The organism is Nonomuraea composti, assembly GCF_012034275.1.
GTDB lineage: Bacteria > Actinomycetota > Actinomycetes > Streptosporangiales > Streptosporangiaceae > Nonomuraea > Nonomuraea composti.
Map to the genome: position 1 here is coordinate 276,449 of NZ_JAATEP010000008.1, position 14,546 is coordinate 290,994.

Consider the following 14,546-nt stretch of genomic DNA (forward strand, 5'->3'; position numbering starts at 1 on the left):
CTATTGCGGCCCGGGACCGGCCGCAATAGCCCCTACCTTTGCTGTCATGGATCCCCTCATCAGCCGCAGGGCGCTCAACCGGGCCACGCTGGAGCGGCAGCACCTGCTGCGCCGCACCGACCGCTCCGTCGCCGAGGTCGTCGAGCACCTGGGCGGGCTGCAGGCACAGACCCCGCACACCTGGTACACCGGCCTGTGGAGCCGCATCGCCGGGTTCCGTCCCGCCGACGCGGCCGACCTGCTGCTCTCGCGCGAGCTCGTCCGCATCGCGCTGCAGCGCTCCACCATCCACCTGGTCACCGCCCGCGACTGCCTGGCCATGCGGCCGCTGCTGCAGCCGGTGACCGAACGCATGACGCGCACGACGTTCGGCAAGCGGCTGGCCGGCGTCGACCTCGACGAGCTGGCGGCGGCCGGGCGGGCGCTGCTGGAGGCGAAGCCGATGACGTTCGCCGAGCTCGGGCGGGCGCTGGCCGAGCGCTGGCCGGACGCCGACCCGCACGCGCTGGGCCAGGGTGTGCGCTGCTTCGTGCCGCTGGTGCAGGTGCCGCCGCGCGGCGTCTGGGGCAGGAGCGGCCCGGTCGCGCACACCAGCGCCGAGTCCTGGATCGGCTACGACGTGCCGCCGATGACGCCGGCCGAGCTGGTGCGGCGCTACCTGGCCGCGTTCGGGCCCGCGTCGGTGCAGGACGTGCAGACGTGGTCGGGGCTGACCCGGCTGGCCGAGGTGGTCGAGCCGATGGGCCTGATCAGGCTCAGGGACGAGGCCGGCCGCACCCTGTACGACCTGCCGGACGCGCCCCGGCCCGGCCCCGACGTGCCCGCCCCGGTGCGGCTCATGTACGACTTCGACAACCTCTTCCTCTCCTACGCCGACCGCTCCAGGACCATCACCGAGACCGGCGCGGCGGTGCTGCAGAGCTTCATGGGCACGAACATCGTGCCGCGCGTGATCCTGGTGGACGGGGTCACCGCCGGCGAGTGGACGGTCACCCGCGCCAAGGGCGTCTCCACCCTCCACGTGCACCAGTGGGAGCCGATCAAGGTGCTGGACGAGGTCGAGGAGGAGGGGCGGCGGCTCCTGGAGTTCCTGGCCCCGGGCGACCGGCACGACGTCACCGTCCTCGACGGCCCCTCCAGGCGCTGATCGCCGCCTCCAGACGCTGATCGCCGCCTCCAAGCGGTGATCACCGCCTCCGAGCGGTGAGGCCGGCGGGCGGGGCGATCTGCGCCGGTATGGTGGGCCACGTGCAGGAACGCAACCCGTCGACCGACCTGGTGACCTTCGGCGAGACCATGGCCCTGTTCGCCGCCCGCCGCACCGGCCCGCTGCGCTTCGCCCGCGACTTCGACCTGGGCGTGGGCGGCGCCGAGTCCAACGTCGCGATCGGCGTGGCCCGGCTCGGCCACGCCGCCACCTGGGTCGGCAGGGTGGGGGCCGACGAGTTCGGCGACCTGATCCGCACCACGCTCATGGGCGAGGGCGTCAGCACGCACGCGATCCCCGACCCCGGCGCGCCCACCGGCCTGATGATCAAGGGCAGGCGCACGGCCGACCTGATCGACGTGCGGTACTACCGCAGGGACAGCGCCGGCTCCCGGCTGAGCGCCGCCGACCTCGACCCCGAGCTGATCCGCTCGGCCAGGGTGCTGCACGTCTCCGCCATCACGCCCGCGCTGTCCGCGTCGGCGCGCGAAGCCGTGCGCCACGCGATGACCGTGGCGCGCGCCGCCGGGGTGACGGTCTCGCTCGACGTCAACTACCGGCGCGCGCTGTGGACGCCCGAGGAGGCCGGGGCGTGGCTGCGGGAGGTGGCCGGGGACGTGGACGTGCTGTTCGCGACCGAGGCCGAGGGGCGGCTGATGGCCGAGGTCGAGGGGGCCGAGGAGCTGGCCAAGGCGCTGGCCGGGATGGGGCCGCGGCACGTGCTGCTCAAGTTCGGCGCCCAGGGTGCCTTGGAGCTGTCGGGCGGCGTGGTGCGGCGGGCGGAGCCGTACCGGGTGACGGAGGTCGACTCGGTGGGCGCCGGCGACGCCTTCGCGGCCGGGTGGCTGGCCGACTGGCTGGCGGGCGCCGACCCCGAGCGGCGGCTCGCGACCGCGTGCGCGGTGGGGGCGTTCGCGGTGACCAGCCAGGGCGACTGGGAGAGCCTGCCCCGCCGCGCCGACCTCGCCCTGCTCCACAGCCCCGCCGACGGCGTCAACCGCTGACCGCCCGCGCACCGCGCCACACCCACCGCCCACTGACCGCCAAACACCGCGCCACACCCACCGCCCACTGACCGCCAAACACCGCGCCACACCCACCGCCCACTGACCGCCCGCGCACCGCACCGCACCCGGCGCCCGCTGTCCGCGCGCTTGGGATGCGGCGGGCCCGGCTGCCCCGGCTTCGCCGGTCCGTGCCTTTGGCATGCGGCGAGTCGCGACATGTCATAGCCTGCCGGAATGCTCGATCACCATCTCGACGCGCTCTTCCAGGCGGCCGGCGACCGCGACCCCGACCGGCTCTTCGGCCACGCCTCGCAACTCTACGCCGCCAGCGAGGACGCCGACGAGCCGACGCTCTCGGCCGCGACGGCCCGGTTCGGCGAGGTCTTCGACCTGGTGCCCCCCGGCATCGGCGCCCGCCTGGGCATCGTGGCGGGCGCGCTGGCCGAGCGCGGCGCCGACCCGGTGCCGCTGGCCGAGCCGCTGGTCAAGCAGCTCACCGGCCTGCTGGAGCAGTCGGCCAGGTTCGCCGCGGCGTGGCGGGCGGCGACCGGCGAGGAGCCGCCCGAGCCCGACGACAACGACCCCGAGTGGTTCGTGGGCGCGGCCGCCCGCCTGACCGGCCTGCCGGAGGGGGAGGCGTTCGCGCTGGCCGACGCGTGGGCGACGGTCTACCTGGCGCACATGCCGATCCTGTCCATCCTCCAGCTCTCGCCGCGCCTGCGCGCCGACCTGCCCGGCCGCGAGCGCCTGGCCGAGGCGCTGTCGGCGGTGGTGGCGGACCGCGCGGACCTGGAGTGGCTGACCGGCCTGCTCCAGGTGCTGGAGGACGAGCGCCTGATCGTCCTGCACCGGGAGAGCGGCCGCGGCTACGAGGTCGTGATCGGCGGTATCGGCGACAACTTCCAGCTCCACACGCTGCTGGCCGACGTGGTGAGCGGCCCGTCCGAGCACGGGCTGATCGAGGGCGTGCAGCCGGACCCGCAGTGGGTCCTGGCCGCCTCCGACGGCGAGGTGGACCCGGACGACCTCGACCCGGTGCACGGCCAGTTCAACCTGGTGGACGCGTACGGCAAGTGGATCTGGAACGAGGGCGTCCCCGCCGACATCCCGCGCCTGGACGGGGTCCGGGTCGTGGTCCTCGACCCGCCGCCGTACGAGCGGTCGTGGAGCCCGGGCCGCCGCTACCCGATGATGGACGGCCGCATCCGCCTGGAGCGGATCCTGCCGGCCGAGGAGGCCGCGGACTGGCTGTCGCGGGTCGCGCCAGAGGGCGCCCCCGAGTAACGCCTGGAGGCCGCACCGCAGATCTCCCCGCCCGGCCCCTGCCCGCAGGAGCAACCTTTGCCCGTTTCCGTTCCGGCCTTGGGGGCAGGCGGGGAAGATCTCGTCCGGGGGAAGGAACGGTGCGATGACAGACGTTTCGGGCATGGGATCTCGGCCTGACGATGAGCGGCCAGTGCTCACCAACAGGCAGGGACACCCGGTCTACGACAACCAGAACCAGCGGACGGTCGGCCCGCGCGGCCCGGCCACGCTGGAGAACTACCAGTTCCTGGAGAAGATCAGCCACTTCGACAGGGAGCGCATCCCCGAGCGGGTCGTGCACGCGCGCGGCGCGCTCAGCTACGGCTACTTCGAGGCGTACGGCACGTTCGGCGACGAGCCGATCAGCCGCTACACCAGGGCCAAGCTCTTCCAGGAGCGCGGCAAGCGTACGGACATCGCGCTGCGCTTCTCCACGGTGATCGGCGGGCGCGACTCGGCGGAGACGGCCCGCGACCCGCGCGGCTTCGCGATCAAGTTCTACACCGAGGACGGCAACTGGGACCTGGTGGGCAACAACCTGGCCGTCTTCTTCATCCGGGACGCCATCAAGTTCCCCGACGTCATCCACGCGCTCAAGCCGGATCCCGTCACGTTCCGGCAGGACCCCAACCGGATCTTCGACTTCATGTCGCAGACGCCGGAGAGCATGCACATGCTCGTCAACCTGTTCAGCCCGCGCGGCATCCCGGCCGACTACCGGCACATGCAGGGGTTCGGGGTGAACACCTACAAGTGGGTCAACGCGCAGGGCGAGACGCATCTCGTGAAATATCACTGGATGCCGAAGCAGGGCGTGCGCAGCATGACCGAGGCGGACGCCGCAGCCGTCCAGGCGCACGACCTCGGCCACGCCACGAAGGACCTGTACGAGGCGATCGAGCGCGGCGACTACCCCGAGTGGGAGCTGCTGGTGCAGATCATGACCGACGACGAGCACCCCGAGCTGGACTTCGACCCGCTGGACGACACGAAGGTCTGGCCGGAGAACGACTTCCCGCCCCAGGCGGTCGGCCGGATCGTGCTGAACCGCAACGTCGAGAACCAGTTCGCCGAGAACGAGCAGTCCGCGTTCGGCACCGGCGTGCTCGTGGACGGCCTCGACTTCTCCGACGACAAGATGCTCATCGGCCGCACGTTCTCCTACAGCGACACGCAGCGCTACCGGGTCGGTCCGAACTACCTGCAGTTGCCGGTCAACCAGACCAAGGCGGCGTGCCGGACGAACCAGCGCGACGGCCAGATGGCGTACTTCGTGGACACCGGCGGCGAGAACCCGCACGTCAACTACGAGCCGTCGATCCGCGGCGGGCTGCGCGAGGCGGAGTACGCGCACCCGGACGAGGTCGGCCCGACGATCACCGGCCGGCTCACGCGCAAGCGCATCCCGCGCACGAACGACTACAAGCAGGCGGGCCAGCGCTACCTGCTCATGGACGACTGGGAGCGCGACGACCTGGTGCGCAACTTCGTCGCCAACCTCAAGCAGTGCGACCGGGCCATCCAGGAGCGCATGGTCTGGCACTTCCTGCTCGTGGAGGACGACCTGGGGCTGCGGGTCGGCGAGGGGCTGGGCATCACCCCCGACGACGTGGCCGGGCTCGAGCCGTTGCAGAGCCAGGACCTGACGGAGGAGGACCGCGACCGGCTGGCCAAGCTGGGCAGGAACGGCCCCCGCGACGTCGAGGGGCTGAAGATGACCCACTGCGTGCCCAACGAGCGGGCCGTGCACGCCGAGCAGTGACCGCCGTTCTTTACGTCCGCCTCTCCGAGAGAGAGGCTGGACGTAAGGGAGGTGGTCGCCATGGAGTACAAGCAGTGGAACGTGCAGATCTGGATCAGCGAGGATGACGACGACGCCGTGACCACGGCCACGGCGGTGCTGTTCACCCCTGACGGCAAGCGGCACGAGAGCGTGGCGCACGCCCGGCGCAACCCGGACGACCGGCCGGTGCCCGGCATCGGGGACGAGCTGGCCGCCGGCCGGGCGCTGTCGGACCTGGCCTCGAAGCTCATCGAGGACGGCGCCCAGGACGTGGCCCAGCTCGCCAGCCCCGCCTGATCAACAGCTCACAGCAGGCCGGCGGCGGCGAGCAGCTTGCCGATCCGGCCGACCTCGTCCTCGTTCAGCGGGATCTGCGGCAGCGCGGTGACGGGGCAGTCGATGACGCCGCGCAGGTGCAGCGCGGCCTTGAACGCGCCGAGCCCCGACGAGCTGCCGCCCATGCGGCTCCCGCCGACGTGCACGATCTCGAACAGCCTGACCAGCCGCTCCTGCTCGGCCCTGGCCGCCTCCCAGTCGCCCTGGGAGGCGCAGCGGTACAGCTCGACGTACCCCTGCGGGTCCACGTTGCCCAGCCCGGGCACCACGCCGTCGGCGCCCATCCACAGGGCGGAGTCCACGGTCACCTCGGAGCCGGTGAGCACGCTGAACGGCGCCTCCCCGCTCAGGACGTCCCGGCCCATGACGACGGCGCGCAGGCCGCCGTCGTCGCCGCTGGAGTCCTTCAGCCCGGCCAGCGTGCCCTCGGCGGCCAGCTCCAGCACCAGCCCGGTGCTCAGCTTGGTGTGCACGGAGACGGGCAGGTCGTAGGCGTAGAGGGGCAGCCCGGCCCGCCGCGCGATGGTCCTGAAGTGGGTGCGGATCTCCTCGGGGTGTGTGCGCGTGTAGAACGGCGCCGTCGCCACCAGCCCGGACGCCCCGGCCTCGGCCGCGACGCGCGCGTGGTCGAGCACGCGCGGCGTGGTCATGTCGATCACCCCGGCCAGCACCGGCACCTGGCCGCCCACGTGCCCGACCACGGTGTCCAGCACGGTGCGCCGCTGCGCGTCCGTCAGGTACGCCACCTCGGACGACGAGCCCAGCACGAACAACGCGTCCACGCCGCCGCCCACCAGGTGGTCGACCAGCCGGACGAGCGAGGCCGTGTCGACCTCGTACTCCGGGGTCATGGGGGTGCACACCGGGGGGATCACTCCGGACAATCTCATACGCGCTCCTGAATCAGCTCAATGTCGGTCGCACCCGCCGCCACCGGGTGATGGCAGTGGAACAGGTGGCCGCCCTCGACGGTCGCCGCGGGCATCTCGGCGGCGCAGACGTCGTCGGCGCGCCAGCAGCGGGTGCGGAACGGGCAGCCGCTGGGCGGCCTGGTGGCCGACGGCACGGCGCCGACCAGCGGGATCGGGTTGATCGGCGAGATCAGCCCGGGCGTGGCGGAGAACAGCGCCCTGGTGTACGGGTGCCGCGCGCCGAGCGGCACCGATGCGGCCGGCGTCTGCTCCACGATCCTGCCCAGGTACATGGTGACCACGCGGTCGCTCATCCTGCGGACCGTCTGGATGTCGTGCGAGACGAACACCAGCGCCAGCCCCAGCCGCTCCTTCAGGTCCAGCAGCAGGTTGAGTATCTGCGCCCGCACCGACACGTCGAGGGCGCTGGTCGGCTCGTCGGCCACGACGAGATCGGGCTCCAGCGCCAGCGCCCTGGCCACGGCCACCCGCTGCCGCTGACCTCCCGAGAGCTGGCCGGGCAGCGCGTCGGCGGCGCCGGCGGGCAGCCCGACCAGGTCCAGCAGCTCGCGCACGCGGGCGTCGCGCTGGGCGGGGGTGCCGCGGCCGTGCACGTCGAGCGGGTCGCGCAGCACCTGGCGGACCGGCAGCCGCCGGTTGAGGGCGGTGGACGGGTCCTGGAAGATCATGCCGACGCCGGTGCCGATCGCCGCGCGCCGCTCCCGCTCGTTCATGCCCCACAGGTCGCGGCCGCGGAAGGTCACGGTGCCCGCGGTGGGCCGTTGCAGCCCCACCAGCACCTTGGCCAGCGTGGACTTGCCGCAGCCCGACTCCCCCACGACGCCGACGGTCTCGCCGGGGCTCACGGTGAGGTTGGCGGCGGTCAGCGCGTACACGCGGTCGCGCCCCAGCAGGCCGCCCGAGCGGGCCTTGTGCACGACGTGCACGTCCTTCAGCTCAAGCATGCTGCTCGCTCCTCACCAGCGACTCGGCGGGGTGGTGGCAGGCCACCTGGTGGGTGGCCGGGCCTTCCAGCACCGGCTTCTCGGTACGGCACACGTCGGTGGCCATCGGGCACCGGTCGGCGAAGCGGCAGCCGGAGGGGAAGTCGGCCGGGGCCGGCACCACGCCGGGGATCTGCGTCAGCCGCTCGGCCCCCGACTCCAGCGACAGCACCGAGCCGAGCAGGCCGCGCGCGTAGTGGTGGGCGGGCCGGCCGACCAGGCCGGCGGTGACGCCGGTCTCGACGATCTGGCCGCCGTACATGACGACCACGCGGTCGGTCACGTCGGCGACCAGCGCGAGGTCGTGGGAGACGAGGATCAGCGCGAACCCCAGCTCCTCGCGCAGCTTCAGCAGCAGCTCGATGACCTGCGCCTGGACGGTCACGTCGAGCGCGGTGGTGGGCTCGTCGGCGACGATCAGCTTGGGGTCGCGGGAGAGCGCCATGGCGATGAGCACCCGCTGCCGCTGCCCGCCGGACAGCTCGTGCGGGTAGGCCGACAGGGTGCGGCGGGCGTCGAGGCCGACGAGTTCGAGCAGCTCGGCGGGGGTGCGCCGGCCGCCGCGCCGGGTGAGCTGCTTGAGCTGGGCCTTGATGGTCATGGCCGGGTTCAGTGAGGACAGGGCGTCCTGGTAGATCATCGCCATCTCGTGGCCGAGCAGGCGGCGGCGGGCGCGCCTGGACTCGGCGAGCAGCTCCCGCTGCTCGAAGCGGACGTGGCCGCTGACGCGGGCGTCGCGGGGCTGCAGGCCCATGATGGTCAGCGCGGTCAGCGACTTGCCGCAGCCGGACTCACCGACCAGGCCCAGCACCTCGCCGGGCCGCACCTCGAACCCGATGCCGTCCACGATGTCCAGGCCCTCGGTGAACCCGATCCGCAGCCGCTCGACCGCGAGGATCGGCGGGCCCTGCGGCAGCGGGCGGGCCCGCTCGGCCAGCCTCCTGGCCGCCTCCGCCAGCCCCGGCAGCTCGACGACCTCGCCCGAGCCGGGCCGGGCCTGCTCGAAGGCGTCGTCGTCCTTGCGCACCTGCGCCTTGCGTGCCGCGGGGGCGGCCCAGGCGTCCGAGATGCCCTCGGACAGGACGTTGAGCGCCAGCACGGTGAGCAGGATGAGCAGGCCGGGGAAGACCGTGGCCCACCAGCCGCCGAGCAGCACCAGGTTCTTGCCGTCGGCGATGACGCTGCCCCACGACGGGTTCGGCGGGCGCACGCCGGCGCCGATGAACGACAGCGACGCCTCGAACACGATCGCGTCGGCCACCATCACCGTGCAGAACACCAGCACCGGGGCGGCGCAGTTGATCGCGACGTGCTTGAGGACGATGTGCGGCGTGCGGGCGCCGATGATGCGCTCGGCCGCCACGTAGTCCTCGCCGTACTGGGCGACCACGTTGGCCCGCACGACCCTGGCCACGGACGGCATGTAGAGGAACGCCATGGCCATGACCAGCACGGGGATGCTGCCGCCGAACACCGCCACGAGCACCGCGGCCAGCGCGATGCCGGGGAAGGCCATGATGACGTCGAGCACCCGCATCAGGGTCTCGTCCACGGCCCTGCGCGAGGTCGCCGCGATCGCCCCGATGACCGCCCCGGCCACCAGGGCCAGGCCGGTCGCGCCGAGGCCGATGATGAGCGACCAGCGGGCGCCGTACAGGAGCCTGGACAGGATGTCGCGGTTGGCGCTGTCGAGCCCCATCCAGTGCGCGGCCGACGGCCCCCCACCTGCGGCTTCCTGGAAGTACGGCGAGTGCGGCGCGATCCACGGCGCCAGCACCGCGGCCAGCACGACCACCACGATGATGCCGACCGAGACCCACGACAGCGGTTTCAGCCGGCGGAAGCCGACACCGGGCCTGGACAGGCGCTCCGTCAGTCCGCGTCTCATGTGGCACTCCTGAGCCGGGGGTTGACCAGCAGGTAGAGGATGTCGACGACCAGGTTGACGACCATGAAGCCGATCGCGATCGTCAGCACCACGCCCTGCACGACGGCCGGGTCGCCGTCGCGCACCGCGTTGATCATGAGCTGGCCCATGCCGGGCAGCCCGTAGATCGTCTCGATCACGACCGTGCCGCCGATCAGGTAGCCGATGCGCAGGCCGAGCACGGTCAGCGGGTTGATCAGGGCGTTGCGCAGCACGTTCCGGCCGACGACCACGATCATCGGCAGGCCGCTGCCGATCGCGGTGCGGACGTAGTCACGATCCAGCTCCTCCACCATCGACGTGCGGATGATGCGGGTGAGCTGCGCGGCGATCGGCAACGACAGCGACAGGGCGGGCAGCGTCATCGACTGCAGCCAGCCCGTGACCGAGTCGGCCGGGTTGATGTAGCCGCCGGTCGGGAACAGCCCCTCGCCGACGGCCAGCCACTGGATCATCAGCAGCGCCAGCCAGAACGCGGGCGCCGCCACCCCGACCAGCGACACCACGCGGATCACCTGGTCCGGCCACCGGTCGCGGAACAACGCCGCCGTCACGCCGAACACCAGCGCCAGCACCACCGCCACGGCCAGGCCGAGGAAGGTGAGCTGCAACGTCAGCGGCAGCGCGGTCGTCACCGACTCGATGACCGGCTTCTTGGTCAGCACGCTGGTGCCCATGTCGCCGCGCGCCAGGTCGGCGACGAAGCGCACGTACCGGACGGGCAGCGGGTCCAGCAGGCCGTTGTCGATCTGGAACTGGCGGATCTGCTCGGCGGTCGGGTTCGCGCCCTGGAAGTAGGCGTACTCCGGCTTGACGCCGGAGAAGCGCATCACGACGAACACGAACGCGACCACGCCGAGGACCAGCGGGATCAGGATGAGGAGCCGCCGCAGCAGCATCCGGGCGACGAGCGTCATGTCCTCTTGGCCTGCAGCAGGTTGATGCCGGGGTACGGCTGGGCGCGCACGCCGGACAGCTTCTTCGGGTCCCAGGCGGTCATCAGCTCGTTGTGCACGACCGGGTAGAGGATGGCCTGCTCAGCCACGAAGTCCAGATATTTGTGGATCAGCTCCGTGCGTTTGGCCTTGTCCGTTTCCTTGCCGGCCTCGTCCATCATGGCGAAGAGCTTCTCGGCGTCCTTGGTGCCGTCCCAGTGGCTGTACTTCATCCACAGGCCGCCGGGCACGTAGTTGTAGTGCAGGATCAGGTCGGCGTCCATGCCGAACTGGTTGGGGTTCGAGGCCGCGGCGACCACCTGGTAGTCCTGGAACTGGTCCATCTTCGTGAACAGCGCGGCCGTGTCCTGCGGCTCCAGCGTCGTCTTGATGCCGACGGCCTCCCAGGAGGAGGCGATGGTGGGCAGGCAGTCGGCGATCCAGCTCACGTTCACGGCCATGAGGTTGATCGTCAGGCCGCTCACGCCGGCCTCCTTGAGCAGCGCCTTCGCCTTCTCCGGGTCGTAGTCGTAGACGACCGAGGCCCTCTTGTGGTCGGGGTGGCCCTCGTTGAGGAAGGAGCTGGAGGCGGTGCCGTGGCCCTTGAGCGCCACGTCGATCATCTTCTGCTTGTCGATGGCGTAGTGCAGGGCCTGGCGCACCCGTACGTCGTCGAACGGCTTCGTGGCGGTGTTGAACATCAGGAACATGTGGTTCATGCCCTTGCCGCCCTCGACCGTGAGCCCCTGCTGCTTGAGCTGGTCCACGTTCGCGTACGGGATGTTGTCGGCGATCTGCGCCTCGGCGGAGCCGCCGGAGATCTTGGCCACGCGGGCGGCGGCGTCCACGATCGTCAGCCAGTTCATCTTCTTGACCGTGGCGGGCCGCGGCCCGTTGTAGCCGTCGAACGCCTCGAACGTGGTGTTGGACTTGGGGTTGTGCGCGGTCAGCTTGTAGGGCCCCGAGCCGACGGCCTTGCCGCCCTTGGCCTGGTCCCAGGCGCCGGCCTGGCTGAAGACGTGCTTCGGCATGATCTTGGCGATGGTCAGCCGGGGCGCCGCGTCCGGGAACGGGAACTTGAAGACCAGCTCCACGCTGCGGTCGTCCACCTTCTTCACCTCCTTCAGCCAGGGCTTGAAGAAGTTGCCGGTCAGGACGTTGTCCGGGCCCAGGATCCGCTCGAAGGTGAAGACCACGTCGTCGGCCGTGACGGGCTGCCCGTCGTGCCACTTGGCGCCGTCCCGGAGCGTGAACCTCCAGGTGGTGGCGTTCAGGTCGGCGGGCAGCGCGGTGGCGAGCGCCGCGTACGGCTCGCGGGTGATCGGGTCGGTGTCGAGCAGGCCCTCGTAGACGTGGGTGATGCCGGCCATGGCGAACGCCGAGGCGGTCTGCGTCGGGTCCCAGCTCTGGTCGTTGCCGTACCCGATGACCGCGGTGATGAGGTCCTTGTTGGATCCGGCGCCGACCGAGCCGGTCGAGGCCGGGCCTCCTGAACAGGCGGAGAGCGTGGCCGCGATGAACGCCGCCGCACCGGCGGCCCCGCTGTGACGCAGGAAGTCGCGGCGACTCAACTCAGAGCTCACGGATGCCTCCTGGGAAGAGATAGAACATGGGACATCCCATGTCCTACGATGTGCGTAAAGTGGACGCTAAATGCCGCCACGGCTTGAGGTCAACGGAAGATTTCCGGATTGTTACCTACGACGAAAGGATTCTTCATGACCACAGTCCCGCGTCCGGCGCGGCCCAGCCGCGCCATGGAGGCCCAGGAGGGCGTCAAGGACCTCATCGTCAGGCGCGGGCTGGTCGCGGGCGACCCCCTCCCCACCGAGTCGGAGCTCATGGAGGAGCTCCAGGTCAGCCGCAACTCGATCAGGGAGGCGCTGAAGGCGCTCCAGGCCGTGGGCATCGTCGACATCCGCCACGGCTTCGGCATGTTCGTCGGCCGCATGTCACTGGCCGGGCTGGTCGACGAGCTGACCTTCCACAGCCGCATCACCCTGCAGAACGGCGCCAACCACCTCGCCCACCTGGTCGAGATCCGCGAGCTCCTGGAGAGCGGCCTCGTCCAGCGCCTCATCGAGCTCGGCCCCGAGGTGGACCTGTCGCCGGTCGCCGACGTCATGGCCAGGATGGAGAGCGAGGCGCAGGCCGGGCTCGTCTCCCCCGAGACCGACCGGCTCTTCCACGACCTGCTCTACCGCCCGCTCGGCAACCCCCTGGTGAGCCAGCTCCTGGGCGCGTTCTGGGACGTCTACTACCAGCTGCGCGACGCGCTCGGCGCCCCCGACGAGCCGCCCGCCGACGTGGCCAGGCGGCACCGCGACATCTACACCGCCGTCCTGAAGGGCGACAGGGACGCCGCCGTGGCCGCCGTCCGCGCGCACTTCGAGGGCGTACGCAACCGCACGGCCAGGATCGGCGGCTGAAAACCGCGCGCGGATCCTGCCGGGCCCGGCGGCGGAGGGCCGTTCCCCGGCGCGTCAGCCGGGCCAGCGCTCCACCCGCCGCCACCGCCCCCGCCACTCGCCGAACCACTCCGCGAACCACGGATGCGCCCCGGCCAGCGGCATGATGTACGCCACCGTCTCCAGGTAGTAGCGCCGCTGGAACCGCCACGGCATCCGGTGCAGCTCCTGCACGTTGCTCACCCGGTCCGACAGCTTCACCAGCACCGCCCGCGGCGGCGCCTTGGCCAGCGAGGCCAGGTAGTCGGCCTTCGAGCCGCCGCCCGGCTTGGTCACCCACCGCACGAGCGCCGCCACCTCGGGCCCGAACCGCCGCGCGACCTCGCCCTCCGTGCACGGCGTGTCCTCCAGCACGTCGTGCAGGACGGTCGCGACCAGCACGTCCCTGTCGCTCAGCCCCGCGCCGCGGACCGCCACCTCCAGCGCCTCCAGCAGATGCTCGACGTACGGCCGCCCGGTCGGCCGCTGCTGCACCCCGTGCCGGCGCCCGGCGAAGGCGACCGCGTCGCGCAGCGAGGTCACGGTGGAGGCCGGCAGCGCCCGGCTCAGCGGGCCCTCCGCGTGCGCCCACGACGGCCAGCTCGTGAAGATCTGCATCCCGCTCCTTCGCATGGGTGGTGCCGCGAGCGTGTCCTAGGCTGAGAATATGGCCGAGATCGCTGTCCCAGACGGGTCATGGACGTTCAATGGGGAAATGCTGCGGATCGTCCCCGGGAGCGACAAGGACATCGACGAGCTGCGCCGTACCCTCGGAGAGGTCCGCGTGCCGCTGGAGGCGATCGCCGGCGTGGCCTTCGAGCCCGCCCGCAAGGGCGGGCACCTGCGCCTGCGGCTGCGTAAGGGCGCCGACGCGCTGTTCGACGTGGCCGCCGGGGCGCTGGGCCCGCCCGCCGACCCCTACCGGCTGGCCGTGCCGAAGGCCCGTACCGGCGCGGCCGAGTACTTCGCCGACGAGATCCGCGACACCATGGCCGTCTACCAGACACCCGGCGGGCCCTGCGACGGCTACCTCCTGCCCGTCCCCGACGTGCCCGTCTCGGCCACCGCGGGCGACGGCGCCGCGATCTTCGACGGCGAGCGCGTACGGCTGGAATGGACCGGCTGGGCCAGCAGCGAGAAGGAGAAGGCCGGCCCGCAGGAGTTCCCGCTGTCCGACATCTCCGGCGTGGAGTGGAAGCCGCAGTCCGGCATGGGCTACGGCACGCTCCGCTTCCGGATCAAGGGCGAGCCGCCGAGCACCAAGTCGCCGCAGAAGGACCTGCGCTGCGTGTCCTGGGGCATCCAGCGCTTCGGCGGCGCCACGGCCCTGGTCGCCGCCGCCGTCCTGGCCCGGCTGCCGCGCGAGCGGGCCGACCAGCCCGAGCCGCCCGCCGCGCCCGCGCCCGCACCGACTCCCGACGACGTGCACGACGCGGTCCTGCGCCGCCTGGCCGAGCTGGGCCAGCTGCACCGGTCAGGGGTGCTGACGGACGACGAGTTCGCCACCGCCAAGCAGGCGATGATCCGGCGGCTCCAGGACTCCTGATCCCCTTCCCCGGCAGCCACTTGTTGCGTACGCTCGACCACGCACAGTGACTTCAGGAGGGGCAATGGTCAGGAGATCACACATGGCGGCGGTCGCGGCAGGGGCGGCACTCGCCCTCGTACCGGCGGGGCTGCCGGC

Annotated in this window: 13 protein-coding genes; 7 read left to right on the forward strand and 6 right to left on the reverse strand. The window is 71.8% G+C overall.

Annotated features, from left to right (window positions below):
• Positions 1-46: 46 nt before the first annotated feature.
• From HCN51_RS14480 to HCN51_RS14500, 5 genes are all read left to right on the forward strand, one after another.
• Complete coding sequence (locus tag HCN51_RS14480; protein ID WP_168010149.1) at positions 47-1,147, forward strand: winged helix DNA-binding domain-containing protein; 1,101 nt, start codon at positions 47-49, stop codon at positions 1,145-1,147.
• 101 nt (positions 1,148-1,248) lie between these two features.
• Complete coding sequence (locus HCN51_RS14485) at positions 1,249-2,211, forward strand: sugar kinase (protein ID WP_346433641.1); 963 nt, start codon at positions 1,249-1,251, stop codon at positions 2,209-2,211.
• A gap of 237 nt (positions 2,212-2,448) precedes the next feature.
• Positions 2,449-3,498 carry a hypothetical protein gene (locus tag HCN51_RS14490; RefSeq protein ID WP_168010151.1) on the forward strand — a complete coding sequence of 350 codons (1,050 nt, stop codon included), beginning with the start codon at positions 2,449-2,451 and terminating at the stop codon, positions 3,496-3,498.
• Positions 3,499-3,622: 124 nt separating this feature from the next.
• Entirely contained in the window at positions 3,623-5,281 is a 1,659-nt protein-coding gene (locus tag HCN51_RS14495; protein ID WP_168010152.1) for a catalase, read from the forward strand.
• A 60-nt stretch (positions 5,282-5,341) separates the two neighbouring features.
• Positions 5,342-5,599: a DUF1876 domain-containing protein gene (locus HCN51_RS14500; RefSeq protein ID WP_080045640.1), complete on the forward strand. Its 258-nt coding sequence runs from the start codon at positions 5,342-5,344 to the stop codon at positions 5,597-5,599.
• 8 nt (positions 5,600-5,607) lie between these two features.
• Here HCN51_RS14500 and HCN51_RS14505 read toward each other — a convergent pair whose 3' ends face one another.
• The 5 genes from HCN51_RS14505 to HCN51_RS14525 are packed head-to-tail and all read right to left on the reverse strand — an operon-like array spanning position 5,608 to position 11,998.
• Positions 5,608-6,528, reverse strand: coding sequence for a dihydrodipicolinate synthase family protein (locus tag HCN51_RS14505; protein WP_168010153.1), 921 nt, complete (start codon positions 6,526-6,528; stop codon positions 5,608-5,610).
• A complete protein-coding gene (locus HCN51_RS14510) occupies positions 6,525-7,514 on the reverse strand; it encodes an oligopeptide/dipeptide ABC transporter ATP-binding protein (RefSeq protein WP_168010154.1) in 990 nt (329 codons plus the stop codon). The genes HCN51_RS14505 and HCN51_RS14510 overlap by 4 nt, the downstream gene beginning before the upstream one ends.
• Positions 7,507-9,441 carry a dipeptide/oligopeptide/nickel ABC transporter permease/ATP-binding protein gene (locus tag HCN51_RS14515; RefSeq protein ID WP_168010155.1) on the reverse strand — a complete coding sequence of 645 codons (1,935 nt, stop codon included), beginning with the start codon at positions 9,439-9,441 and terminating at the stop codon, positions 7,507-7,509. Before HCN51_RS14515 ends, HCN51_RS14510 begins: the two co-directional genes overlap by 8 nt.
• Entirely contained in the window at positions 9,438-10,397 is a 960-nt protein-coding gene (locus tag HCN51_RS14520) for an ABC transporter permease (RefSeq protein WP_080045636.1), read from the reverse strand. Before HCN51_RS14520 ends, HCN51_RS14515 begins: the two co-directional genes overlap by 4 nt.
• Positions 10,394-11,998, reverse strand: coding sequence for an ABC transporter substrate-binding protein (locus HCN51_RS14525; RefSeq protein ID WP_346433642.1), 1,605 nt, complete (start codon positions 11,996-11,998; stop codon positions 10,394-10,396). The genes HCN51_RS14520 and HCN51_RS14525 overlap by 4 nt, the downstream gene beginning before the upstream one ends.
• 135 nt (positions 11,999-12,133) lie before the next feature.
• Here HCN51_RS14525 and HCN51_RS14530 point away from each other — a divergent pair, with 135 nt between their 5' ends.
• On the forward strand, positions 12,134-12,844 hold the full coding sequence (locus tag HCN51_RS14530; protein ID WP_206066991.1) for a FadR/GntR family transcriptional regulator: 711 nt from the start codon (positions 12,134-12,136) through the stop codon (positions 12,842-12,844).
• A 54-nt stretch (positions 12,845-12,898) separates the two neighbouring features.
• On the opposite strand, the gene HCN51_RS14535 is transcribed toward HCN51_RS14530, so the two are convergent.
• The gene (locus HCN51_RS14535; protein ID WP_168010156.1) at positions 12,899-13,480 is read right to left on the reverse strand and encodes an HD domain-containing protein; all 582 of its coding nucleotides are present in this window, start codon (positions 13,478-13,480) and stop codon (positions 12,899-12,901) included.
• Positions 13,481-13,529: 49 nt separating this feature from the next.
• Between HCN51_RS14535 and HCN51_RS14540 the strand changes: the two genes are divergently transcribed.
• Positions 13,530-14,408 carry a DUF4429 domain-containing protein gene (locus HCN51_RS14540; protein WP_168010157.1) on the forward strand — a complete coding sequence of 293 codons (879 nt, stop codon included), beginning with the start codon at positions 13,530-13,532 and terminating at the stop codon, positions 14,406-14,408.
• Positions 14,409-14,546 lie beyond the last annotated feature (138 nt).